The following is a 23,142-nucleotide window of genomic DNA, read 5'->3' on the forward strand; positions in this document are numbered from 1 at the left end:
GTGACTTGTTAAAGCGAGATGATACCCTGACCTTGGTTGGGGTATTTTTTTGCCTGTAAAACGTGTGTGGCAGGTATTGACGCATATAGAGAGAAAGCAAAGAGACGGTGTTGCCCCGTCTTCTGTGACAAACCGGTGTGGCAGGCAATAAAAAAGACCGCCGCAGCGGTCTTTTGAATCAGACAGTTCCCTTTGCCTGATGATAGTGTCTGATAACAGACGGGAGTCGGGCTTACAGTACCATCGACGCCAACCAACCAAAGGCAATCAGTGGCAGGTTGTAGTGGATAAAGGTCGGTACGACCGTTTCCCAGATGTGTTCGTGCTGACCATCGGCATTCAGACCCGATGTTGGACCCAAGGTAGAGTCAGAGGCTGGTGAGCCCGCATCACCCAGTGCAGCTGCTGTACCCACAAGGGCAATGGTCGCCATTGGTGAGAAACCAAATGTGATACATAGTGGTACGTAGATGGTCGCCAGAATAGGAATGGTCGAGAACGACGAACCGATACCCATGGTCACCAACAGACCAACAACCAACATCAGTAGTGACGCCAGTGGCTTGTTGTTACCAATCACGTCAGCCAGTGAGCTAACCAGCGTTTCTACACCGCCCGTTGCTTTCATTACCGAGGCAAAACCAGCTGCCGCGATCATGATGAAACCGATCATCGCCATCATGTGTACGCCTTTGGTGAAGACGTCGTGGGTTTCTTTCCACTTAATCACGCCACCAAATGTGAACACCATGAAGCCCATCAAACCACCAATGATCATCGAACCACTGTAGATCTGTGCACCCAGCGCCGCCACGATTGCCACGATAGCAATGTAAACATGGCGCATGTTGATGGTTTTGTGCTCTGGCTCGTTTGCCAGAATTTTTTCTACGGAATATTCACGTGGCTTACGGTAGCTAAAGAAGACGGCGACCAGCAGACCAAACAACATGCCTGCCGCCGGGATGATCATCGCGTACGGCACTTGTGCTGCCGTTACATCCAACCCATTGTCATGCAGGTTTTTCAGCAGAATGTTGTTCAGGAAGATACCACCAAAACCGACCGGTAAAAGCATGTACGGCGTAACCAGACCAAAGGTCAGTACACAGGCAATCAGACGGCGATCCAGCTTCAGTTTGGCAAAAACATGCAATAGTGGCGGGATCACGATTGGAATGAACGCGATATGCACAGGAATAGCATTCTGAGAAGAGATGGCAAGTAGCGCAAGAATGGAAATAACAGAATATTTCACGCCAGTTGCTGCTGCTGCGTTCTCGGTGCCGCTGAGACGTTTAATCACTTTTTGTGCCAACACATCGGTAATACCTGAGCGCGAAATCGCGACTGCGAAGGTACCCAACATGGCATAACTCAATGCAGTGGTTGCACCACCACCCAAGCCACTTTCAAAGGCAGCAACCGTGTCTGTTAAAGACATGCCGCCGATCAGGCCACCGACAATGGCACTGAAGGTAAGCGCTACCACGACATTCACCCGCAACAACGCGAGTAAAAGCATGACGCATACCGATACTACTACAGGGTTCATAAACTAAGATCCGTCCGTTGTGTTATGTCGATATAATTTGCACGATTTCTACACTAAATGTGTAATTGTTTTTAATTATTTTCGGCAATTTAGCCTAAAAACATCCAGTTTGCTGAAAAATGACAACATGTCGAGGAAAAAATCATACGAAAACGGAATTTAATTCCTTATTTATAGGGATTGCGGCGGACAACGTACTGAATTGTCAATAAAAGCAGTCTAGCGCGATGAGGAAAAAGGCGGGTGTAAAAACCGTGCTTGATCACATTGACCGAGATGGGATGAATAAAAAATCGCCGCTTATCAGTCAGCGGCGATAGAGAGGGGTGTGAGTGAGGGACTAGCCGTTGTGGGGCGCTTGCACAATGTGCGATCAACTAAAAGCGGTAGTTGAGCTGTGCCGCGCCCAGCCAAGCATGGTTTTCACTGTTGAAAGTAAAGCCTTCTTCGGTGAATGTGCTGCTTTTGCCGTACAGATAGGTGAGGCCGATATCTAACGTTAAATCACTGTTGTAGGTGTAGGTTGCGCCGGCAGAGTACCAGTAGCGATCGGTGTCTGGGATGCTCAGGGTTGGCTCACCCGCTTGTTCATCAAAGGCAAAGCCTGCACGCACAATCCAATCCGGGTTCAGGTTATAGGTGGCCCCCACCGAGTAGCGGACGTTGTCATCGTAGCTTTCTTCTTTGATAAAGCAGGTGTTGCCGGCGCAATCTGCGCTGGTGGCTTTGAGCTCTTTGAATTCACTCCACTGTGTCCATTGAATACCGTAATGGACAGCCCAGCGGTTATTGAGTTGGTGGAAGCCACCGAATTCAGCAATGGCAGGCAGCGGCACACTCAGTGAACCGTCGACAGTGATCGGCGTTGCCGGACTGGAGCCGGACACGATCTGTGTGGAGTAATCGGTAAATTCACCATCGAAATCCAAATCCACCTGTGAGCGGTAGCTAAGCCCGAAGCGATTATCGTCATCCAGCTCCCACAAGGCCCCGATGTTCCAACCCCATTCCCAGGTATCCCCTTTAAGATTCAGTAAGGTTTGGCTGGCGGGAATATTCAAAGGGAGACCTAATCCGCCAAAGTGGCGATTGAGTTCGGCATCGGCATACACCAGCGATACCCCCGCACCGACACTGAATTGCGGACTGATGCGCCACGATACGCTCGGGTTGATATTGACGGTCAGGAGTTCGGTTTTACCGGCTAATGAACCAAAGAAGGCATCGGTCGGGTAATCCGTAGAGAAACCGTAATTGGAAAAGATGCCGATCCCCCAGGCAAACTGATCATCCAGTGGTTGAATGAAAAACGCAGCCGGTACGACCGCCGCAGGGGCGATATTGTTGTAGCTTTCAGGGGCGGGGAAATCAACGGTTGAGACATCGATGGACGGGTCAATCACCGATAAACTGCCGGAAAGCTGCATGCGGTCAAACAGGGCCATGGCGGCCGGGTTACGGGCGAGGACCGCTGCATTGTCGGCAATGGCCGCATCACCGGAAAATGCACGACCTAAGCCGGATGCTGAGTGTTCGTTAACTTGGAAGCCCGCTGCCAGTACTGATGGACTCCCGCCAAGGGCAGCGATGGTGGCGGATAAGGCGAGTAAACGAGCGTGACGCATGGAACGACAGGAATGAGAAGGGCCGGCGTGAAGTCTAATCATTGTTCTGTTTGCCTCTTATGGATGATCGTGTGGTATTCGATCCTTGAATAAAAGATCAGGCGATTGACTGTTTACGCAGGGTTAGCAAATAGGGCTAGCAATTCGAAAAGATAACAGAAATGCTAATGCGTTGTATTTGTATGAAATATACGCAAACAGTTCAGTCAGTATAGAGGCTGAAAGTCAAAATGTTAAACTTGTGTAACAATGTGTGTAGCTGATTATGTAACGGTTGATTTGTGTGGTAGGGCACAGTAGCGCTGTTCATAATCGTACGGGTGTTTTAAACAGGAGAAAATAAAAAACAGGGTGTTCGAGAGAGGAAGAAAACAGCCCTTGTGATAAGGGCTGAGAGCATAAATGGACGTTTAACCGTGTTTGAATTACTCGGTGATTTCTACGTCGTCTGTTTGAGGGGCAACCACAGGCCAGCCACCCAGTTTTTTCCATTTGTTTACAATTTCACAGAAGAGTTCTGCGGTACGTTCAGTATCGTACAGGGCAGAATGGGCTTCTTTGTTATCAAACGGGATCCCGGCGGTCGCACACGCTTTTGCCAGAACCGTTTGACCGAAGGCCAAGCCACTCAATGCCGCCGTATCAAATGTGGCGAACGGGTGGAAGGGGTTGCGCTTCAATTTGGCACGCTCAGACGCCGCCATGGTAAAGCTGTGGTCAAAGTTGGCATTGTGCGCCACCATGATGGCACGCGAACAACCCGCTGCTTTTTGTTCTTTACGGATCTGCTTGTAGATCTCTTTCAGTGCCGTCTCTTCAGACACCGCACCACGTAATGGGCTGAACGGATCACGGATACCGTTAAACTCAAGGGCTTCTTTATGGATGATCGCACCTTCAAACGGTGTGATATGGAAATGCAGCGTGGTGGCCGGTTTCAACCAACCATCCTCATCCATCTGTAACGTTACCGCACAGATTTCCAGCAAAGCATCAGTGTTGGCATTGAAACCAGCAGTCTCAACGTCAATCACGACAGGGAAGTAACCGCGAAAGCGACTTTTCAATGTATTTAGTTCGTTATCTTGGCTCATAGCTCTGTGGGCAAAAATAAAGGGAATAGAACATTATGTCAGATTCCGGCGCGGAGCTAAACCTTTAGGTGACAGGGCAGAAAGCGGATGGCGTGGCGGGAAAGGTTAAAGATTTTTCTGTCGATTCCGATACAATACGTAACCCATCCGAAACGTCGCAGCACACTTGCGACCCAGAGAACAGCATTGGTCTGCAAGATAATGGCGAAAACATCATTGACCGCCTGCGGTATTGCCGCAATCAGTTTAGTATTGAGTAGTGGCGTCGCAGCAAAACAAGTTTATGTGGCAGAGCCGGCGCAATCGTCCTGGAAAGTGGCGGTGGATACACCGTTAGAGTGCCGCATGCTGCATGCTATCCCTAACTATGGGGAAGCACAGTTTACGTCCCGCGCCAGCAAAAAGCTCAATCTGGATTTTGAACTGAAAATGCGTCGTCCGATGGGGGAAACCCGCAACGTGAATCTGGTGTCGATGCCGCCGCGTTGGATGCCGGGGGAAGCGGCAGAGTCAATCACGACACTCACCTTCTTTAAGCAGTTCGACGGCTACATCGGCGGGCAAATGGCGTGGTCGATGTTATCGGAATTAGAAACGGGACGTTATCCGACATTCAGTTATCAGGACTGGCAACACCGCAATAAGCGCATTGAAGTGTCACTGTCAGCCGTGGCTTTCCAAACTGCGTATAACCAGTTCAGCCAGTGTATTGATAACTTGCTGCCATACAGCTTTGAAGATATCGCCTTTACGGTACTGCATTACGCCCAAGACAGTGAAGAGCTGAATAAAGCCTCACAACAGCGCTTGGCACAAATCGCCGACTTTGTTCGCTACAGCGATGATGTGGACTTGGTGCTGGTGGCCACTTACACCGACTCTCAAGGGGGCAAGCAGGTGAATCAGGCCTTGTCGGAACGTCGTGCTGCCAAGCTAGAGCAGTATTTCATGGCGATGGGGCTGCCAAAGAACCGTATTCAGGTCGAAGCCTATGGTAAGCGTCGTCCGGTGGCCGATAACTCGACGCCAATTGGTCGAAACAAAAACCGCCGCGTGGTGATATCGCTGGGGCGTACCCTGATTTAGTGTTTATAGCTGGCAGAAAGAAAAGAGGCGCAATGCCTCTTTTTTTACGCCTGTTGAGCGCGTGTGGTCGTACTGTGATCCCCCTGCGCTTTCTTACTTTTGCAACGGCGTCATCAAGCGGGCGCACTACAGTTATTTTGTGCCGGGTTGCAACTTGTTACATGGCACCATAATCACAATAGAGTAAGAAAGGCGGTGGACTATGAAACAACTAGGGATGTTTATCTTAAGCGTAGGGTTGGGAGCCGCAATCAGTGCGGGTACGGCAGTTGCCGGTGATGATGTGGTGGTCGACAGTGATGTTACGAAAGTGGAATCTGAACTGGCGAAGAAAGTGAAAGCCCAGAAGATCACAGTGGAACAAGCCAAAGAAATGGGGCTGAACCGCGCCGAAACCTATGAAGTGACCAGTACGGTGAGTGTGGATAACCTGGAGTTACAGCTCGCTGAAAAATTGAAAGACAGCATCATGCCGTACTATTCCATTGAATATAACGACCCAACCAGTGACGATGAAGCGTATCGTGCGATGGTGACTGAGTACTTTGGTAAGGTCGAATAACCACTGTCGGTGGTTTACGTTCAGCATAGAAACAAACACGCCGCATGTCTGTTATGCGGCGTGTGCGTGAGTAGCCAGATGTGCAGCGCGTTTACTCGGCAGGGTAGACCTTCTCTTTGTATTCACAAAGATCTTCAATGATACAGCTGCCACAGCGGGGTTTACGGGCGATACAGGTGTAACGACCGTGCAGGATCAGCCAGTGGTGTACATCCACTTTGAATTCTTTTGGCACCACTTTCAGTAACTTCTGCTCAACCTCATCCACGTTTTTCCCCATCGCAAATTTTGTGCGGTTTGAGACGCGGAAAATGTGGGTATCAACCGCGATTGTCGGCCAGCCAAACGCGGTGTTCAGTACCACGTTCGCCGTTTTTCGGCCTACGCCAGGCAGTGCTTCTAAGGCGTCACGATCTTCTGGGATTTCTCCGCCGTGTTTTTCCAGCAGAATTTTACAGGTCTTGATGACGTTCTCGGCTTTGGAGTTAAACAGGCCGATGGTCTTGATGTATTCTTTGACGCCATCTACACCCAAATCTAGGATGGCTTGTGGTGTATTGGCTACTGGATACAGTTTGTCTGTGGCTTTGTTGACGCTAACATCTGTTGCCTGCGCAGACAGTAAGACGGCGATCAGCAATTCAAACGGCGTACTCCAGTTAAGCTCGGTTTCCGGATGGGGATTTTCTGCGCGTAGACGTTCAAGGATCTGAACGCGTTTTTCATTGTTCATACATACTTCCAGTCAAAGCCAACAGTGTTTATCGTTTTATTTATGGTGTATTTGTCTGCTTAGGGCAGTGTCCGTGGCTGTTCCATCAGCCACGGCAAGCCGATTAGTGGCGTAAAATGCGGTTAATCGGTAGTGCTTACGCGGGCGCGTTCAATCACTGGCTTCGATTGTGAATGCGTCGCTTTCTGTGCGCGTTTCTTATCAATAACATTTTTCAGTGCGATCATAAAGCCAACGCCAATAAAGGCACCCGGTGGCAAGATCGCTAGCAAGAAGCTGCTGTCAAAGTTAAAGATTTCAATGCGTAATGAGGAAGCCCAGTCACCCAGCAGGCGATCTGCACCGTCAAACAGGGTACCGTTACCCAGCACTTCACGCATCGCACCCAGTACCACCAATGCTGCCGTCATACCCAGACCCATCCACAGGCCATCCAGTACCGCTGGCAGCGGATCGTTTTTAGAGGCAAAGGCTTCTGCACGACCAATGATGATACAGTTGGTCACGATCAACGGAATGAAGATACCCAGTGATTGGTACAGGCCAAAGGTGTAGGCGTTCATCAGCAACTGCACACAGGTCACCAGTGCCGCGATGATCATCACAAACACCGGAATACGCACTTCAGATGGCACCCACTGGCGTACCAGTGACACAATCAGGTTTGAGCCGATCAATACAGCCGTGGTCGCCAGACCCAGACCCAAGGCGTTAGTCACAGTCGCCGAGACAGCCAGCAACGGACACAAACCCAGCAGCTGGACAATGGCCGGGTTATTGTTCCATAACCCGTTTTTCATCAATTCTTTATTCATGGCACTTATTCCCCCTGACAGTTCAGTGGTTGTGCAAACAACGCCGCTTGGTTGTTCTGGTAGTACAGAGACACGCGCTTCACCGCACCCACTACCGCACGCGGTGTAATAGTGGCGCCGGTAAACTGATCGAATTCACCACCGTCTTTGCGTACCGCCCAGCGAGCATCGTCTGCGCCGTTCACTTTTTTGCCGGTGAAGCTGTCAATCCAGTTACTGACACGGGTTTCAATTTTGTCGCCCAGTCCCGGTGTTTCGTTGTGGCTCAGAATGCGCACGCCGGTAACCACGCCAAGTTGGTCCAGGCCAACAATCAGCTTGATCGCGCCGCTGTAACCGTCAGGGGCTATGGCTTCAATGGCCATACCGGTTTTCTGACCGTTTTTCTCAGCAATGTAGGCCGGCATCGGTGTTGTGGTACCCAGTGCCGCTTCATTAGTCAGTAAGGTGCAGCTTTTGTACAACTCATTGTCGTGGTTTGCCGCAGGGACAACCTGATTCAAAATTTTCAGCAGCTGCTTTTGTTGTTGTTCTTCAATTTTGTCGGCTGTCATTAAATGGGTGACCGCGACCAAACTGGTCGATAGCAAGGCAAAGATAGCCAGAATGCCACCGTTTTTCTTCATTGCATTCAGCATGGTAATTCCTTAGTGACCAAACGTACGCGGACGGGTGTAGTAGTCGATTAACGGTACACACATATTGGCCAGCAACACAGCAAACGCGACCCCATCAGGGAAGCCGCCAAAGGTACGGATGAGGTACACCAACACCCCGATCAACGCACCAAAGATCAGACGACCTTTCACTGTGGTTGACGCTGTCACCGGATCGGTCGCGATAAAGAATGCGCCCAGCATGGTTGCCCCTGAGAACAGGTGGAACAGCGGTGAGCCGGTGGTATCCGGGCTGATTAAAAACGCGACAGTGCTCATGACAAACAAGCCACCCAGCATGCCAGCCGGAATGTGCCATTGGATCACACGCATTTTCAGCATGATAAGGCCACCGATCAAAAAGCCGATGTTTACCCATTCCCAACCCAGACCGGCCAAGGTGCCAAATACCGGACCCGACAGAATTTCGGTGGTGGTGTGGCCAGTGGTCAGTGAGGTTTTCAGCGTATCTAATGGCGTCGCCATGGTGACACCATCGACGCCTAAACGTAGCTGGTAGACGCTGAAGCCGTCTGGCGTAAAGCCGGTGAAGATGGCTGACAGGCTGTCAATCAGGCTGACCGGTTGTGCGCTGATCGCAGATGGCGGCAGCCAGGTCGTCATTTGCAGCGGGAACGAGATCAGTAAGACCACGTACGCCACCATCGCCGGGTTGAAGACGTTCTGCCCCAAACCGCCGTACAGATGTTTGGCAATGATGATGGCAGAGAACACGCCAATCACGCTGATCCACCAAGGTGCCAGCGGTGGGATAGCCAAGCCAATCAATACACCCGTTAGCAATGCGGTATTATCGCGCAGGTACGGGATCAGTGGGCGACGGCGCAGTAACAGTACGCCAGCTTCGGCGATCACCGCCAGCAGGGCACACAGTGCCACTTGGATTAATACACCCCAACCAAAGAAGTAACACTGGGCGGCAACACCCAGTGACGAACAAAGGATCACCGTGCGCATCAGGCTGCTGGTGCTGCGGCGGCTGTGGGCATGGGGTGAGCTGGTAATATTAAACGCCACCGTTAGTTTTCCTTATTTTTTTCTTGTGCAGCAAGTTTGGCTGCTTCTTGCGCGGCTTTGCGTGCTTTGGCACGGGCTACCGCTGCTGCTACTGCTGCTTTTTTTGGATCAATCGCTTCAGGCGCTGCCGTTTCAACAACGGCATCAGGAGCTGTTTCAGGAACCGTGTCTGGAACCACGTCAGAAACGTCGTTGTCAGTCACAGGCTGTGCCGCTTTGCGGGCTTTGGCGCGCGCTACGGCAGCGGCGACAGCCGCTTTTTTCGGATCAACCGGTTCAGAGGCGTCTGCATTCAACGCGTTAGCATCCGACGCTTTATCACCATTGCTTGAATCAACAACAGGTTCGTTAGTCGGCGCTTCCGCTTTATCCGCTTCTTGCGCCTTGGCTGCTTCCTGTGCTGCCTTACGGGCTTTCGCACGCGCGACGGCAGCTGCGACAGCCGCTTTCTTCGGATCCGCATCATTGTTTGCAGCGTCAGCAGCCGGTGTTGCGTTCTCTGTAGCATCCGCATTGCCAGCTTGTGCTGCTTTACGGGCTTTGGCACGCGCGACGGCGGCAGCGACGGCGGCTTTCTTCGGATCTACATCGTTGTTTGCAGCATCAGCAGCAGGAGCTGTGTCCTCTGTGGCATCCGCATTGCCAGCCTGTGCCGCTTTACGGGCTTTGGCACGGGCTACGGCGGCAGCGACGGCGGCTTTCTTCGGATCCGCATCGTTGTTTGCAGCGTTAGCAGCCGGTGCTGTGTTCTCTGCGGCATCTGTATTGCCAGTCTGTGCTGCTTTACGGGCTTTAGCGCGCGCTACGGCAGCGGCCACGGCAGCTTTCTTCGGATCCGCATCGTTGTTTGCAGCGTCAGCAGCCGGTGCTGCGTTTTCTGTGGCATCCGCATTGCCAGCCTGTGCTGCTTTACGGGCTTTGGCACGAGCAATGGCTGCGGCCACGGCATCTTTCTTCGCGTCACCGGATGGTGCAGCTTCTGCTGCTGAGTCAGAGGAGGCGTTCTGCTCTGCCGCCAGTTTCGCTGCTTTACGTTCGCGGGCCTCGCGTTTGCGCTCTTCACGCAGCTTGGCCATTTCGCTGTTGTCCGGCTGTGCGGTATCGGTAGTGCCGGCTTTCGCCGCTTCTGCCTGTTTGGCTTTGGCGCGTGCAATCGCCGCTGCAACAGCGGGTTTCTTGTCGGCGTCTTGGCCAGTCGCTGCGGCGGCTTGCTTGGCTTTCACACGGGCAATGGCGGCGGCAACCGCATCGTCACCGCCAGTAGCTGCCATTTCTTTACGGCGATCATCAGCGGCTTTCTTAAAGCGGTTTTCACGGGCGGCTTTTTCACGTTCAAAACGGGCTTGTTTGGCTTCAAAGCGTTGTTTTGCACGTTCCGCATTGGCTTCATCCTGACGACGGGCATAGATTTCTGCTTTCGCCTGACGGTAGTAATTCACCAGTGGGATTTCACTTGGACACACGTACGCACACGCACCACATTCGATACAGTCGAACAGGTTGTATTCTTCACACTTGGCGTAGTCTTTGTCTTTGGCATACCACTGCAACTGCTGTGGCAGCAGGGAGCTTGGACACGCATCGGCACACGCACTACAACGGATACATGCCATTTCGTGGTTATGCAGCGGCAGTTCGCGGCGCTTCGGCGTCAGAATACAGTTGGTGATTTTCGTGATTGGCACATTGGCGTGGGGCAGGGTAAAGCCCATCAATGAACCACCAATGATCACGCGCGGGTATTTCTTGTCAGGTTGGTAGCCGTACTTATCCAACAGATAAGCGACCGGCGTGCCCAGACGTGCAAACACGTTACCGCGATCTTTAAAGGCTTCACCGGTTAGTGTCACGACACGCTCAATCAATGGCTCGCCATCAACAACCGCACGTTTTACGGCAAAAGCGGTACCGACGTTTTGTACCACGACACCGACAGCAGATGAGCGGCCACCCGATGGCACTTCGCGGCCGGTCAGCAGTTTGACCAATTGCTTGGAACTGCCTGACGGATATTTGGTTGGGATCACGCGGATCAGAATGTTGTCTTCTGGCGTGACACACTGTTCTAGCGCTTTGATCGCTTCTGGTTTGTTGTCTTCAATGCCGATCAGCGTCAGTTTCGGGCTGACGATGTGGCGCAGAATACGAATACCTTCAATCACTTCTTGCGCGTAATCTTGCATTAAGCGGTCATCGGCGGTGATATAAGGTTCACATTCTGCCGCGTTGATGATCATGATATCCGTTAAGCCCAAGCTACCCTGTAGCTTACGACCGGTCGGGAAACCTGCGCCACCAAGGCCTGCAATGCCGCTCAGGCGGATGGTATCAATCAGATCACCCGGCTCCATGGCCGTGTAATCGGCAATTTTAGTTTGTGGTGCCCAGGTATCCTGACCATCACTTTTGATCACGATACACAGATCGGTCAGGCCAGAGGGGTGCGCCGTGGTGCGTGCTTCAATGGCCGTCACGGTACCGGATGTTGGCGCGTGGATCGGCACACACATACTCATGTCGCTTTGGGTCAGCGGTTGACCTTTCAGGACCTGATCGCCTACTGCGACCAGAATGTCACCTTTGGTACCAATGTGCTGTTTCAGCGGCAGGACGAGTTCGTCAGGGATCCCTGCTTGGATGATCGGTGTGCGACTGGATAAGGTTTTGTTTTCTGGCGGATGAATACCACCAGGGAAGTCCCACAGCTGACCTTGTTTAATTTGTTCGATAATTGACAGCATGCTTACTTCACCGCGCTTTCTTTATGTTCAACCGAGTCAACAGGCAGATTCACCACAGGGATCTGGTTTAAATCCCATTTCCAGGTGTCAGGTGTCGCCTCTACCGGGATCATCTCAATACAGTCTGTCGGGCAAGGAGACACACACAAATCACAGCCGGTACATTCGTCTTTAATGACGGTATGCAGGGCTTTGGTGCCGCCGACAATGGCATCGACCGGACAGGCCTGAATACACTTGGTGCAGCCAATACACATGTCTTCATGGATAAAAGCGACTTTCTTGACGCTTTTCTCTGGATCGTGGGCAGACTCTTGTACTTCCACGCCCATCAAATCAGCCAGTTTTTCTATGGTCTGTTGGCCGCCCGGAGGACATTTGTTGATCGCATCACCATTGGCAATGGCTTCTGCGTACGGACGACAACCCGGGTAACCACATTGACCACATTGGGTCTGTGGCAAAATGGCATCGATTTGTTCAACGATAGGGTCTGCTTCTACCTTGAAACGGATAGAGGCAAAGCCCAGCAGGAGACCGAAGATAGCGGCAAGGGCTGCAATGGCAATCACCGCGATAAGTAATCCGCTCATCTTACAATTTCACCAATCCAGTAAAGCCCATGAACGCCAGCGACATCAGGCCGGCGGTGATCATCGCAATGGATGCGCCTTTAAACGGCTCCGGTACATCGGCAGCTGCAATACGCTCACGCATCGAGGCAAACAGGACTAACACCAAAGAGAAGCCAACCGCTGCACCAAAGCCGTAAATCACCGATTCAATGAAGTTGTGACGTTCATTGATGTTCAGTAGCGCGACACCTAGTACCGCACAGTTGGTGGTGATCAATGGCAGGAAGATACCCAGTAAACGGTAAAGCGTCGGGCTGGTTTTGTGCACCACCATTTCGGTAAATTGCACGACCACCGCGATCACCAAAATGAAGCTTAGGGTACGTAAATATTGAATGCCCAGCGGGACAAGGATGTAGGTTTCTACCAAATAGGCACACACAGAGGCCAGCGTTAGCACGAACGTGGTGGCTAACCCCATACCAATGGCGGTTTCAAGTTTTTTGGAGACGCCCATGAAGGGGCATAAACCTAAAAATTTTACGAGTACAAAGTTGTTAACCAACACTGTACCTACGAGGAGGAGTAGGTATTCAGTCATACCGTCAAAATACTGTTTGCAAAAGATCCTTGTATTATCTTCCTTTGTGACGTCATTAACAACTCCCTCCGGGCAGGGTTTTTCCCTGTAACGCACATTTCACAACACCAACGTATTGATATAGTGATGATTTTAACAATTGCTTCTCATTCATTATACGAATTGGGTTTGAAAGGGATCATTCGTCATGGGTGCGATCCTGAACAGGCAAAGTAACCCTGTGCTTTTAATGGTGTTTTGTTGCTTTGGTTTGACGTGAAAGGGCTGTGATCCGCCGGATGAGCGTCATGTTATGAAAATGCGGGAATTCGAAAAAGGTATAACGATAAAGGAATTTGTTAGTCATAAGTGGGAAATTTTATCATACAAAGGGCTTGCTTTTTGTCAGCCCTGATAACACAAGGGCTTAGCATAGTTATCCACGGAAACTGTGGATAAGTGTGTTAATGGATGCTTAGGAACACGGATAACTGTTCGTCACTTTGACAGATTGTATGAAAAATAAACGAATGAGCAATAAGGAATAAAGCGCTGTTATTCGGGGGGTCTTGGGATACAGCTGACGATAGTGAAATGATGATGAAGTATAGAGCGGGAAAAAAATTTTACGTAATTTGCTTGTGAATTGATTTATATCAACCCTTGAATAAGTTGTGGGCAAATAACGAGGATGGATATTTTTTAGGGGTATAATTATACGTTTTTGCGTGAAGCTGAACGTAAACTGTACGAGGTGAGGGCGCTGATAATACGCCTTGTTTAAAAAGCAATCAAGGGTTAATCCGCTTTTTATTGGTTGTTCTGCCATCCTTTGTCGTACGTATAGCTATCAAAGCGCCTTGGGGCATGTCTCTATTGACAACCTACGTCAGCGTAGCACAATACGCAGAATACTGTTTATCCAACCAGTTCGGTACCGTTATGGAAAAGTCTGTCAGTAAATCGTTCAAACTTTCATCATCTTATTCGCCCTCCGGGGATCAGCCGACGGCGATCGCACAATTGCTGAAAGGGTTGGATGCCGGCTTAGCCCACCAAACCCTGCTGGGGGCGACCGGTACCGGTAAAACCTTCACCGTCGCCAACGTGATAGCCACGGCGGATCGACCTACCTTGATTTTGGCGCCCAACAAAACACTGGCGGCGCAGTTATACGGTGAGATGAGAGAGTTCTTTCCGGATAATGCGGTGGAATACTTCGTTTCATACTACGACTACTACCAGCCAGAAGCGTATGTGCCGACGACCGATACTTTTATCGAAAAAGATGCGTCGGTGAATGCGCACATCGAGCAAATGCGCTTGTCCGCCACTAAAGCATTGATGGAACGTCGTGATGTCATCATCATTGCCTCCGTCTCGGCGATTTATGGTCTGGGTGATCCGGATTCCTACCTGAAAATGATGCTGCACGTACGTCGTGGCGACATGTTGGATCAGCGTGACATTTTGCGTCGTCTGGCGGAGTTGCAATATACCCGTAATGATATGGCGTTTGAGCGCGGTACGTTTCGTGTGCGTGGGGAAGTGATTGATATCTTCCCCGCAGAATCAGAAAAAGACGCCGTGCGTATTGAGCTGTTTGATGATGAGGTCGATTGCATCAGTGCGTTTGATCCACTGACGGGCACCATTTTGCAGCGCGATATGCCGCGTTGCACCATTTACCCGAAAACCCACTACGTGACGCCGCGTGAAAAAGTCTTAGACGCCATTGAAGGGATCAAAGAAGAGCTGGTTGAGCGTAAGGCCCAACTGCTGGCGAACAATAAGTTGGTGGAAGAGCAGCGTATTACACAGCGTACCCAGTTTGATATCGAGATGATGAACGAATTGGGCTTCTGCTCCGGCATTGAAAACTACTCCCGTTACCTCAGTGGCCGTACCGAGGGTGAGCCGCCACCGACCTTGTTTGATTACCTGCCTGCGGATGGGTTGCTGATCATCGACGAATCCCACGTGACGGTTTCACAGATCGGTGCCATGTTCCGGGGGGACCGCTCCCGTAAAGAAAACCTGGTGGAATACGGCTTCCGCTTGCCGTCCGCGTTGGATAACCGCCCGCTGAAGTTTGAAGAGTTTGAAGCTCTTGCGCCACAAACCCTGTATATCTCTGCGACGCCGGGGAATTACGAAATTGAAAAATCCGGCGGCGACATTGCCGAGCAGGTGATCCGCCCGACCGGCTTGTTGGATCCGCAAATTGAAGTACGCCCTGTTGCCACTCAGGTGGATGACTTGTTGTCTGAAATCCGTATTCGTGCCGCCAAAGGGGAGCGCGTATTGGTGACAACCCTGACCAAGCGCATGGCGGAAGATTTGACTGAATACCTGTCTGAACACGATGTGAAAGTGCGTTACCTGCACTCGGATGTCGATACCGTCGAGCGTGTCGAGATCATTCGCGATCTGCGTTTGGGCGAATTCGATGTACTGGTGGGGATCAACTTGCTGCGTGAGGGCTTGGACATGCCAGAAGTCTCGCTGGTGGCGATTCTGGATGCGGATAAAGAAGGTTTCTTACGTTCAGAGCGTTCGCTGATCCAGACCATTGGTCGAGCGGCCCGTAACCTTGAAGGTCGCGCCATCTTGTATGCGGATCGCATTACCGGCTCGATGGAGCGGGCGATGAACGAAACCAACCGCCGTCGTGATAAGCAGATCGCCTACAACGAAAAACACGGTTTGGTGCCAAAAGCGCTGAATAAGAAAGTGTCTGACATTATGGAGCTGGGCGCACCGGGTAAAGGCAAGACGGTGAACCGTGCCGCACAGCTGCATAAAGTGGCGGAGAAGGGCGCGACCTACAGCACCATGACACCACAGCAGTTGGAAACAGAAATCCAGCAACTGGAAAAAGCCATGTACGATGCCGCGCAGAATTTGGAGTTTGAACAAGCTGCAGAACTGCGCGATAAAATTCACAATTTGCGAGAGCAATTTATTGCTAACAGCTAATCGGCAAGGGCGGGTTTCGTCCTTGCTCTTTTCCTGCCTCAAACACGCTCACCTCTGAGCGCATTCCTCTCCTTTATGCAGATTATGCAAAGGGGGAGGCCGTTCCCAAACGACAGGCAAAAAAAAGCCAACCGATAAGCAGTTCGGTTGGCGTCATTGTTTTAGTGAAAAAAATCCACAAACAACGTCAGTTGGCTAGGTTGACCCTCTAGGAGAGTCATTTCTAATAATGCAGACAGCGTGCCAACTTTTGTATTCCTGATTAATTGCACTTTTTTATTGGCTTAGCGCAAACATTTCCATTTTGCGAAGATAAAAAATCACCGTGCATTTGCATTTTGCGAATCAATATGCGAATCATTATGAAAAATTGCCGGTCAAAGATGTGATAGTAGACTGGGCAAAAAAGTAATACTGATTTTTTTCTTTTGATTACAATTAGTAAAGAGCAATAGGATTTGGAGGGGCAATGGAAAGCAAAACGAGACAGCGCCAAGTCTTAATGGTGGAAGACACGGTGTCAGTCGCGGCGCTGTATAAGTCGTACCTCAACCCCTTGGGCGTCGCCGTCACGGTGGTGGGATCGGGCGCGGAAGCGTTGGCGTTTGTGAAAGACACCATTCCGGACTTAATTCTGCTGGATTTACGGTTACCGGATATGACCGGTATTGAAGTGTTGGAAGCGGTGAAGCGGGATTACGGCGATGTGCCGGTGGTGATCATGACCGCGCACGGGTCGATTGACGTTGCCGTTGAAGCCATGCGCCATGGGGCGAAAGATTTCTTAATTAAACCGTGTGAAGCTGACCGCTTACGTGTCACCGTCAATAATGCGCTCAAGGAAGAAGAGCAGAAAGAGCAAGGTTCAAGCTCCAAGCAAGGCGGTGCACAGTACCAAGGGTTTATTGGTAACAGCTTACCCATGCAGGCGGTGTATCGGGTGATAGAATCGGCGGCCTCCAGTAAAGCAACGGTGTTTATTACCGGGGAAAGCGGAACCGGTAAAGAAGTGTGTGCCGAAGCGGTGCATGCAGCCAGCCCGCGAAATGATAAGCCGTTTGTGGCGTTGAACTGTGCCGCCATTCCGAAAGAGTTGATTGAGAGTGAACTGTTCGGTCACGTTAAAGGGGCGTTCACAGGGGCATCCACAGAGCGTCAGGGTGCGGTCGAGTTAGCCCATCAGGGCACCTTGTTCCTGGATGAGTTGTGTGAAATGGATTTGGATTTGCAAAGCAAATTGCTGCGCTTTATTCAAACGGGCACTTATCAGAAAGTCGGCGCATCCAAAACCAACACGGTGGATGTGCGTTTTGTGTGTGCAACCAACCGCAATCCTTGGCAAGAAGTGCAAGAAGGTCGTTTCCGCGAAGATCTCTATTACCGTTTACATGTGATCCCGGTGTCTCTGCCGCCGTTGCGAGAGCGTGGCGACGACGTGTTGGAAATCGCCCATGCCTTGTTGGCCCTGATGTCACTGGAAGAAGGGAAGAATTTCAGCCGCTTTTCACCCGAGGTATTGACGCTGTTTAAGCAGTACCACTGGCAGGGGAATGTGCGGGAATTGCAGAACGTGATCCGCAATATTGTGGTGCTTAATAATGGGGAAGAAGTCACATTACCGATGGTTCCTCCGCCAATCAATAATGGTGGCGTTAAAATTGCATCGTCTACGGGAGTTGTGTCTGAGTCTGTGCTCGATGAACCTCAAGTTCAACAAACGACTGCTCAACAAGCAGTGGTGAGTCAGCCCGTGTTCAGCCAAATGGTGGATAAATCTCAAGTTGAGCCTTTATGGGTGGTTGAAAAGCGCGCCATTCAGGCTGCCATTGATGCTTGTGATGGCAACATTCCACGTGCCGCAGGACTATTGGAAGTCAGTCCATCAACGATTTACCGTAAATTACAAACCTGGCAGGAAGCGCAAGGTTAGTTGTAGGGAGAGGATTGCATGGCAACAACAATTAATGCTGAAACAATCAAGCGTATGGCGGATGAAGTGGGCCACGATACCTTATTGCTACTGCTAAATGTATTTAGTGACGAGTTGGAGCAGTTTTTCCAGCAGCTTTCAGACCAGCCGTCGCTGAGTCAGGTCAGAGAGATCAGCCATTCCATCAAGAGCAGCGCGGCCAGTTTTGGGGCTGACGAGTTGGCGATGATGGCGCAGGAATGCGAGTTCCGTGTGAAGCAGGGACAAGAACAATGGATGACTGACCATCTGCCGCAGTTTCGGCAGATGGTAGAAGGCGTGGCGATGGAGTATAAGCGCTTAGCCAGCCATGATAATCCGATCAACTGCTTGTCGTAGTTTTTCGCGATCATGGCGCCATTCATGATTGGTTGAGGCAAGTACCGCTACGTGTTGGCGGTATTTGTCTTCAATATCCTGCTGTTTATCTGTCAGTACCGCATCTACCGCACGACCGCCCATTGCACGTTCGCACCAATGCAGCATCTGCTGCAAGCTCATCATGCCCGCCGGGCCTTTTTCTTTATCCAGATTGGTGACAAACACAATCTGCGCGCGGCAGTTTTTCAATGCCACTTTCATTTCTTCCAGTAGCAACGGCGGCATCACGCTGGTTAAAAAGCTGCCAGGGCCGAGCAGAATAATGTCGGCCTCTTGAATGCTGCTCACGGCTTCTTTGGTCGCCGGTACAGCCGGTTCAACGTATAAGCGCTGTGGAATGGCTGCCAGTTCATCGACACTGGTTTCCCCGCAAATGATGTCGCCTTCTGGTGTCATTGCAGACAAATCCGCCGGGTGTTCAGACATGGGTACTATCTGTGTTTTGACCTTGAGCATGTCACAGATCAGGGTAATGGCTTCCAGTGGACGGATAGATAAATTATCCAGCGCCTTGAGCATCAAGTTACCCAGGTTGTGGCCATTGAGTTCGCCGTTGCCACGAAAACGGTATTCAAAGATCATCGACCCGACAGACGGTTCAGTGATCAGCTGATTAATACAGTTACGGGTATCACCCCAAGCAATACCACCTTGGCATGCACGAATACGTCCTGTGGAGCCGCCATTGTCAGTCGTGGTCACGATCCCGGTGACATTGCTCCCATAGTCGGACAGTGCCGATAAAATACGCCCGAGCCCATGCCCGCCACCAATGGCAACGATTTTGGCATGAGTTGGATTTTTCCCTGTTGAGTTAGACATGATTCATCAAATGGTGTGATCAAGATTAAATAAGTGCGCAGTTTACTGCGTTGTGGGCCATGAATACAGCCCTAGCGCGGTACGGTGGTATATTAATCACGTTTGGTATGCTTTCTTTGAATACATTTCCACCAGTTCGAGAACTGGCAGACAAAAAAACACCCTCATTCCAAAGGTGGGAGAGGGCGAAAAGACAACAGCGGTAGCAAGTAAAAGGGTTAGCGAGGCATGCGCCGATCAGTGCGGTTTTTGCATGATGCTCATCAAGTAGTCATAGGTGTTTTGGCAGTTGGGGGCCTGAATGAGTGCTTGTTTTTCACTGGCAGGCACGGGCAGCAATTCCAGCCAACGCTGACACAGCCAGCTTAAATTGTGGTATTGCTTGTCTTCATGCAGATTGTCCAGCTCAGGGTGTTTGGTGAACATAATTTTTAGCTTATCGGCCAGCACTTCTTGATCGTGGCGAACGGCGGTATCAGGCCATTGGGGAATACTGTCGCAGTGCGCGGTAAAAAAGCCGTTATCGTCTTCATCCAGACTTTCGATTTGTAGCGCTTCATGACCCGCGACAGTGGCAATGAGGGCGCCATCTTTCATGGAAGTGTCAAAATCTTCGACAGTCACCCGGGTACAGACGCCGAAAAAGTGGTGACCGGTGTCATCGGTGTCAAACATGCACACACCGAAGCTATCCCCCTGTTTGAGAGCGGTTTTAAAAGCGTCCATTTGCGGGCCTGGTGCCACGCGGATTGGGATTCGGCCACCAGGCAGGATATGACGTTTTTGGAAAATTAACGGAATCGTATGTTTCATTGCCATCCCCTTTTGTTGTCGTTTAATTGATAGGGGTGCAAATGTGATGCCGAAAAATTGTACCAGGCGGAAAAAGCCTACGAGCCCGTCTTTACACGGATTATGTGTGTGATGGAATAGTTGTTGATTGCATTTCGCAACGGGTTGCGCCACTGTTTCGATGCAAAATGCGAATTATTTTTGATTTGCGATGATTTTCAATGCGCTGTCACTGGGTAACAAGGCCAAATGGCTTTGTTCGTCGAAGTACCAGCCTTTAATCACTCCCTTTTCCTGCATGTCTGTAAACCCGTCTATCACCAGTTGTGCTTGCTCATGTGCCATGGCAGCATCAAGCCCTTCTTCACGCTGAAGATAGAGTGCAATATCATCAATTGTCGCTGATTCAATAATGTTGGACATAATATCCTCACAAGATGTAAGAAAAACTGACAGTATTCCCTTTAGTAGTATTGTCGTGAAAACGCCTGAACGGTAGAATGCGGCACGAAATTTTTGCTGCGGTTTGCTACTTCGGCATTTCATCTGATATTTTTATAACTATTACGCTGTTGTATTTCGTTTGGTTCAATCCGGCAATACAACTGCCATAGCTCCGAGCTCTGCCTGCTAAGTTGCCTGTTTGGGATATGCGTGCTGAGCCAGTGACGTTGAGTCACCAGGGTCGATGTAGAAATGCCTCGGCCTCCCGTACTTGGAAAGGTGTTCCGTGGCGAAACCATTTGAAGATAATTTTCATCGCAAGTTTTACTACTTGCGTCTTTCTGTTACTGACGTTTGTAACTTTAAATGTACCTATTGCTTGCCGGACGGGTATCACCCGGGCGAGAAGAAGAAGCCGTCGTTTTTGTCGCTGGAAGAAATTCAGCGCGTAACGGGCGCGTTTGCCCACTGTGGCACAACGAAGGTACGTATCACTGGCGGTGAGCCAAGTTTGCGTCGTGACTTCACTGACATTATCCGCACCGTAGCTGAACAGCCGGGGATCCGTAAAGTGGCGACCACCACTAACGGTTACCGCATGGCGAAGCATGTGGCGGAATGGCGTGAAGCGGGGCTAACCCACATCAATGTGAGTGTGGATAGCCTGGATCCGAAAATGTTCTACCAAATTACCGGTGAGAACATGTTCCATCAGGTGATGGAAGGGATCGATGCGGCTTTTGACGCCGGTTTTGAGCAGGTGAAGGTCAATACCGTTCTGCTTAAAGATATGAACGCGCAGCAACTGCCTCAATTCCTTGATTGGATCAAAACACGTCCGATTCAATTGCGCTTTATTGAGCTGATGCAAACCGGTGAGATGGACGATCTGTTCAAAAATCACCATGTGTCAGGCACCAGCATTCGCAATCACTTGATCGCTAACGGTTGGGTGTTGAAGATCAAGAGTAACAATGACGGTCCGGCTCAGGTATTCTGTCATCCTGATTATCAGGGTGAGATTGGCCTGATCATGCCTTACGAAAAAGATTTCTGTAAGAGCTGTAACCGCTTGCGTGTCTCGGCGTTGGGTAAACTGCATTTGTGTTTGTTTGGCGATCACGGTGTGGATCTGCGTGATTTGCTGCAACGTGACGATCAGCGCGATGAACTGATTGCACGTATTCAGGGTGGTCTGGACGAAAAAGCCGTCAGCCATTTCTTGGATCAGGGCAACACCGGCATGACACCGAACCTGGCTTCTATTGGCGGCTGAGCCCGCCCTTTCATACATTTTTCTGTTGGAACAAAAACGGATGAACCAATTTACGCATATTAATGCTTCTGGTGAAGCAAACATGGTGGACGTTTCTGCTAAAGCTGAAACGGTACGAGAGGCGCGCGCGGAAGCTTTCGTCCATATGGCACCAGAAACCCTGCAGTTGATCGTTTCAGGTCAGCATCACAAAGGTGACGTGTTCGCCACTGCTCGCATTGCCGGTATTCAGGCGGCGAAAAAGACTTGGGATCTGATCCCGCTGTGTCACCCGCTACTGCTGTCAAAAGTAGAAGTACAACTGGAAGCGATTGAAGCGGAAAACAAAGTCCGTATCGAATCATGCTGTAAGCTGGCGGGTAAAACCGGCGTAGAAATGGAAGCGCTAACTGCCGCTTCTGTGGCTGCGCTGACGATTTATGACATGTGTAAAGCCGTGCAAAAAGACATGGTGATCAGTCAGGTGCGTTTGTTGGAAAAAACAGGCGGCAAATCCGGTCATTTTAAGGTGGAATCATGATTAACGTTCTTTTCTTTGCACAAGTGAAAGAGCTTGTGGGTGTTGATCGTCTGGAAGTGGCGGCAGAATTTACGACGGCGGAAGCACTGCGTCAGCACTTGGTAACACAAGGCGACAAATGGGCATTGGCACTGGAGCCGGGTAAATTGCTGGTGGCGGTTAACCAAACCATTTGTGCATTGGATACTGAAATCAAAGGTGGTGATGAAGTGGCTTTCTTCCCGCCTGTAACAGGGGGCTAATCATGATCTCTGTTCAGTTTGACGATTTTTCGGTGGCGGATGAGTATGCCGCATTGTCGCAGGGCACTGAAGCCGGTGCCGTGGTGACTTTTATCGGTAAAGTGCGCGACTTCAACCAGGGTGACAGTGTGACGGGCTTGTCGCTGGAACACTACCCGGGCATGACAGAAAAGTCATTGGCTGCGATTGTGGATGAAGCGAAAAGCCGCTGGCCGCTACTGAAAGTGCGTGTGATCCACCGTGTGGGCGATTTAGCGCTGGGCGATCAGATCGTGTTTGTGGGCGTGACCAGCGCACACCGTGGCGCGGCCTTCCAAGCCTGTGAGTTCATCATGGACTACCTGAAAACCCGCGCACCGTTCTGGAAGAAAGAACAAACGCCGGATGAATCGCGCTGGGTGGATGCCCGTGAGACCGATACTTCAGCCGCTGACCGTTGGGTTGATAAATAATCTTTCGCGCCTAGTTGCGTTGAAAGACTGAAAAAATACCTGCTAAATGTGCAGGTATTTTTTTGTGCTTTTTCTGCTTCGTGCTTGCAGCATAAGACGCAGGCGCCATGCTTTACTCGCTTACTCGCTTACTCGCTTACTCGCTTACTCGCTTACTCGCTTACTCGCTTACTCGCTTACTCGTATTTTTCCATCTGTTTGTATC

At 50.6% G+C, this 23,142-nt stretch carries 22 protein-coding genes and 1 riboswitch; of the genes, 9 read left to right on the forward strand and 13 right to left on the reverse strand.

What is annotated here, in order from left to right; translation table 11 throughout:
* Positions 1–232: 232 nt before the first annotated feature.
* From ABT58_RS17580 to rnt, 3 genes are all read right to left on the reverse strand, one after another.
* Positions 233–1,555, reverse strand: a complete 1,323-nt coding sequence (locus tag ABT58_RS17580) for a Na+/H+ antiporter family protein (protein WP_047875748.1) — start codon at positions 1,553–1,555, stop codon at positions 233–235.
* 377 nt (positions 1,556–1,932) lie between these two features.
* A complete protein-coding gene (locus tag ABT58_RS17585) occupies positions 1,933–3,180 on the reverse strand; it encodes an outer membrane protein transport protein (RefSeq protein ID WP_047875749.1) in 1,248 nt (415 codons plus the stop codon).
* 425 nt (positions 3,181–3,605) lie between these two features.
* Positions 3,606–4,274: a ribonuclease T gene (gene rnt / locus ABT58_RS17590; protein ID WP_047875750.1), complete on the reverse strand. Its 669-nt coding sequence runs from the start codon at positions 4,272–4,274 to the stop codon at positions 3,606–3,608.
* Positions 4,275–4,475: 201 nt separating this feature from the next.
* Between rnt and motY the strand changes: the two genes are divergently transcribed.
* Together motY and ABT58_RS17600 are read left to right on the forward strand one after the other, a co-directional pair.
* Complete coding sequence (gene motY, locus ABT58_RS17595) at positions 4,476–5,360, forward strand: flagellar protein MotY (protein ID WP_047875751.1); 885 nt, start codon at positions 4,476–4,478, stop codon at positions 5,358–5,360.
* Between the two features lie 202 nt (positions 5,361–5,562).
* Positions 5,563–5,922 carry a hypothetical protein gene (locus ABT58_RS17600; RefSeq protein WP_047875752.1) on the forward strand — a complete coding sequence of 120 codons (360 nt, stop codon included), beginning with the start codon at positions 5,563–5,565 and terminating at the stop codon, positions 5,920–5,922.
* Between the two features lie 91 nt (positions 5,923–6,013).
* On the opposite strand, the gene nth is transcribed toward ABT58_RS17600, so the two are convergent.
* The 7 genes from nth to rsxA all read right to left on the reverse strand — a co-directional run bounded on the left by nth (position 6,014) and on the right by rsxA (position 13,081).
* Entirely contained in the window at positions 6,014–6,655 is a 642-nt protein-coding gene (nth, locus tag ABT58_RS17605; RefSeq protein WP_047875753.1) for an endonuclease III, read from the reverse strand.
* A gap of 122 nt (positions 6,656–6,777) precedes the next feature.
* Positions 6,778–7,470 carry an electron transport complex subunit E gene (locus ABT58_RS17610; RefSeq protein WP_047875754.1) on the reverse strand — a complete coding sequence of 231 codons (693 nt, stop codon included), beginning with the start codon at positions 7,468–7,470 and terminating at the stop codon, positions 6,778–6,780.
* A gap of 5 nt (positions 7,471–7,475) precedes the next feature.
* Positions 7,476–8,108, reverse strand: a complete 633-nt coding sequence (gene rsxG / locus ABT58_RS17615) for an electron transport complex subunit RsxG (protein WP_047875755.1) — start codon at positions 8,106–8,108, stop codon at positions 7,476–7,478.
* Between the two features lie 9 nt (positions 8,109–8,117).
* Entirely contained in the window at positions 8,118–9,164 is a 1,047-nt protein-coding gene (rsxD, locus tag ABT58_RS17620) for an electron transport complex subunit RsxD (protein WP_047875756.1), read from the reverse strand.
* 2 nt (positions 9,165–9,166) lie between these two features.
* Positions 9,167–11,905: an electron transport complex subunit RsxC gene (gene rsxC / locus ABT58_RS17625; protein ID WP_047875757.1), complete on the reverse strand. Its 2,739-nt coding sequence runs from the start codon at positions 11,903–11,905 to the stop codon at positions 9,167–9,169.
* A 2-nt stretch (positions 11,906–11,907) separates the two neighbouring features.
* Positions 11,908–12,498 (reverse strand): electron transport complex subunit RsxB, encoded by a 591-nt coding sequence (gene rsxB, locus ABT58_RS17630; RefSeq protein WP_047875758.1) that lies wholly within the window; start codon positions 12,496–12,498, stop codon positions 11,908–11,910.
* A gap of 1 nt (position 12,499) precedes the next feature.
* On the reverse strand, positions 12,500–13,081 hold the full coding sequence (gene rsxA / locus ABT58_RS17635) for an electron transport complex subunit RsxA (RefSeq protein ID WP_047875759.1): 582 nt from the start codon (positions 13,079–13,081) through the stop codon (positions 12,500–12,502).
* 921 nt (positions 13,082–14,002) lie between these two features.
* On the opposite strand from rsxA, the gene uvrB reads away from it, so the two are divergent.
* From uvrB to ABT58_RS17650, 3 genes are all read left to right on the forward strand, one after another.
* On the forward strand, positions 14,003–16,039 hold the full coding sequence (uvrB, locus tag ABT58_RS17640; RefSeq protein WP_047875776.1) for an excinuclease ABC subunit UvrB: 2,037 nt from the start codon (positions 14,003–14,005) through the stop codon (positions 16,037–16,039).
* 469 nt (positions 16,040–16,508) lie between these two features.
* Positions 16,509–17,969 carry a quorum-sensing sigma-54 dependent transcriptional regulator LuxO gene (gene luxO / locus ABT58_RS17645; RefSeq protein ID WP_047875760.1) on the forward strand — a complete coding sequence of 487 codons (1,461 nt, stop codon included), beginning with the start codon at positions 16,509–16,511 and terminating at the stop codon, positions 17,967–17,969.
* 18 nt (positions 17,970–17,987) lie between these two features.
* Positions 17,988–18,347, forward strand: coding sequence for an Hpt domain-containing protein (locus ABT58_RS17650; RefSeq protein WP_047875761.1), 360 nt, complete (start codon positions 17,988–17,990; stop codon positions 18,345–18,347).
* On the opposite strand, the gene yvcK is transcribed toward ABT58_RS17650, so the two are convergent.
* The 3 genes from yvcK to ABT58_RS17665 all read right to left on the reverse strand — a co-directional run bounded on the left by yvcK (position 18,309) and on the right by ABT58_RS17665 (position 20,426).
* Positions 18,309–19,211, reverse strand: a complete 903-nt coding sequence (yvcK, locus tag ABT58_RS17655) for a uridine diphosphate-N-acetylglucosamine-binding protein YvcK (RefSeq protein ID WP_047875762.1) — start codon at positions 19,209–19,211, stop codon at positions 18,309–18,311. The two genes, ABT58_RS17650 and yvcK, sit on opposite strands and share 39 nt — an antisense overlap.
* 237 nt (positions 19,212–19,448) lie before the next feature.
* Positions 19,449–20,024: an LON peptidase substrate-binding domain-containing protein gene (locus tag ABT58_RS17660; RefSeq protein WP_047875763.1), complete on the reverse strand. Its 576-nt coding sequence runs from the start codon at positions 20,022–20,024 to the stop codon at positions 19,449–19,451.
* A gap of 174 nt (positions 20,025–20,198) precedes the next feature.
* Positions 20,199–20,426, reverse strand: a complete 228-nt coding sequence (locus ABT58_RS17665; protein WP_047875764.1) for a hypothetical protein — start codon at positions 20,424–20,426, stop codon at positions 20,199–20,201.
* Positions 20,427–20,606: 180 nt separating this feature from the next.
* Positions 20,607–20,745, forward strand: a riboswitch (molybdenum cofactor riboswitch).
* Between ABT58_RS17665 and moaA the strand changes: the two genes are divergently transcribed.
* From moaA to moaE, 4 genes are all read left to right on the forward strand, one after another.
* Positions 20,734–21,723: a GTP 3',8-cyclase MoaA gene (moaA, locus tag ABT58_RS17670; protein WP_047875765.1), complete on the forward strand. Its 990-nt coding sequence runs from the start codon at positions 20,734–20,736 to the stop codon at positions 21,721–21,723. Its footprint overlaps the riboswitch before it by 12 nt.
* A gap of 40 nt (positions 21,724–21,763) precedes the next feature.
* Positions 21,764–22,243, forward strand: coding sequence for a cyclic pyranopterin monophosphate synthase MoaC (gene moaC, locus ABT58_RS17675; protein WP_047875766.1), 480 nt, complete (start codon positions 21,764–21,766; stop codon positions 22,241–22,243).
* Entirely contained in the window at positions 22,240–22,485 is a 246-nt protein-coding gene (gene moaD / locus ABT58_RS17680; RefSeq protein ID WP_047875767.1) for a molybdopterin synthase sulfur carrier subunit, read from the forward strand. The genes moaC and moaD overlap by 4 nt, the downstream gene beginning before the upstream one ends.
* A gap of 2 nt (positions 22,486–22,487) precedes the next feature.
* Positions 22,488–22,937, forward strand: a complete 450-nt coding sequence (gene moaE, locus ABT58_RS17685; RefSeq protein ID WP_047875768.1) for a molybdopterin synthase catalytic subunit MoaE — start codon at positions 22,488–22,490, stop codon at positions 22,935–22,937.
* The last annotated feature ends 205 nt before the right edge of the window (positions 22,938–23,142 follow it).

It is taken from the genome of Photobacterium aphoticum, from assembly GCF_001029435.1.
In the GTDB taxonomy this organism is placed as follows: Bacteria; Pseudomonadota; Gammaproteobacteria; order Enterobacterales; family Vibrionaceae; genus Photobacterium; species Photobacterium aphoticum.

Excerpts from the sequence above, each read along its gene's own strand:
- ABT58_RS17610 (WP_047875754.1), bottom strand. The coding sequence starts at position 7,470 with ATGAATAAAGAATTGATGAAAAACGGGTTATGGAACAATAACCCGGCC.
- ABT58_RS17650 (WP_047875761.1), top strand. The coding sequence starts at position 17,988 with ATGGCAACAACAATTAATGCTGAAACAATCAAGCGTATGGCGGATGAA.
- rsxB (WP_047875758.1), bottom strand. The coding sequence starts at position 12,498 with ATGAGCGGATTACTTATCGCGGTGATTGCCATTGCAGCCCTTGCCGCT.
- rsxA (WP_047875759.1), bottom strand. The coding sequence starts at position 13,081 with ATGACTGAATACCTACTCCTCCTCGTAGGTACAGTGTTGGTTAACAAC.
- rsxC (WP_047875757.1), bottom strand. The coding sequence starts at position 11,905 with ATGCTGTCAATTATCGAACAAATTAAACAAGGTCAGCTGTGGGACTTC.
- ABT58_RS17665 (WP_047875764.1), bottom strand. The coding sequence starts at position 20,426 with ATGTCCAACATTATTGAATCAGCGACAATTGATGATATTGCACTCTAT.
- yvcK (WP_047875762.1), bottom strand. The coding sequence starts at position 19,211 with ATGTCTAACTCAACAGGGAAAAATCCAACTCATGCCAAAATCGTTGCC.
- rnt (WP_047875750.1), bottom strand. The coding sequence starts at position 4,274 with ATGAGCCAAGATAACGAACTAAATACATTGAAAAGTCGCTTTCGCGGT.
- luxO (WP_047875760.1), top strand. The coding sequence starts at position 16,509 with ATGGAAAGCAAAACGAGACAGCGCCAAGTCTTAATGGTGGAAGACACG.
- ABT58_RS17600 (WP_047875752.1), top strand. The coding sequence starts at position 5,563 with ATGAAACAACTAGGGATGTTTATCTTAAGCGTAGGGTTGGGAGCCGCA.
- nth (WP_047875753.1), bottom strand. The coding sequence starts at position 6,655 with ATGAACAATGAAAAACGCGTTCAGATCCTTGAACGTCTACGCGCAGAA.
- moaC (WP_047875766.1), top strand. The coding sequence starts at position 21,764 with ATGAACCAATTTACGCATATTAATGCTTCTGGTGAAGCAAACATGGTG.
- ABT58_RS17660 (WP_047875763.1), bottom strand. The coding sequence starts at position 20,024 with ATGAAACATACGATTCCGTTAATTTTCCAAAAACGTCATATCCTGCCT.
- uvrB (WP_047875776.1), top strand. The coding sequence starts at position 14,003 with ATGGAAAAGTCTGTCAGTAAATCGTTCAAACTTTCATCATCTTATTCG.
- motY (WP_047875751.1), top strand. The coding sequence starts at position 4,476 with ATGGCGAAAACATCATTGACCGCCTGCGGTATTGCCGCAATCAGTTTA.
- moaE (WP_047875768.1), top strand. The coding sequence starts at position 22,488 with ATGATCTCTGTTCAGTTTGACGATTTTTCGGTGGCGGATGAGTATGCC.
- ABT58_RS17580 (WP_047875748.1), bottom strand. The coding sequence starts at position 1,555 with ATGAACCCTGTAGTAGTATCGGTATGCGTCATGCTTTTACTCGCGTTG.
- ABT58_RS17585 (WP_047875749.1), bottom strand. The coding sequence starts at position 3,180 with ATGCGTCACGCTCGTTTACTCGCCTTATCCGCCACCATCGCTGCCCTT.
- rsxG (WP_047875755.1), bottom strand. The coding sequence starts at position 8,108 with ATGCTGAATGCAATGAAGAAAAACGGTGGCATTCTGGCTATCTTTGCC.
- moaD (WP_047875767.1), top strand. The coding sequence starts at position 22,240 with ATGATTAACGTTCTTTTCTTTGCACAAGTGAAAGAGCTTGTGGGTGTT.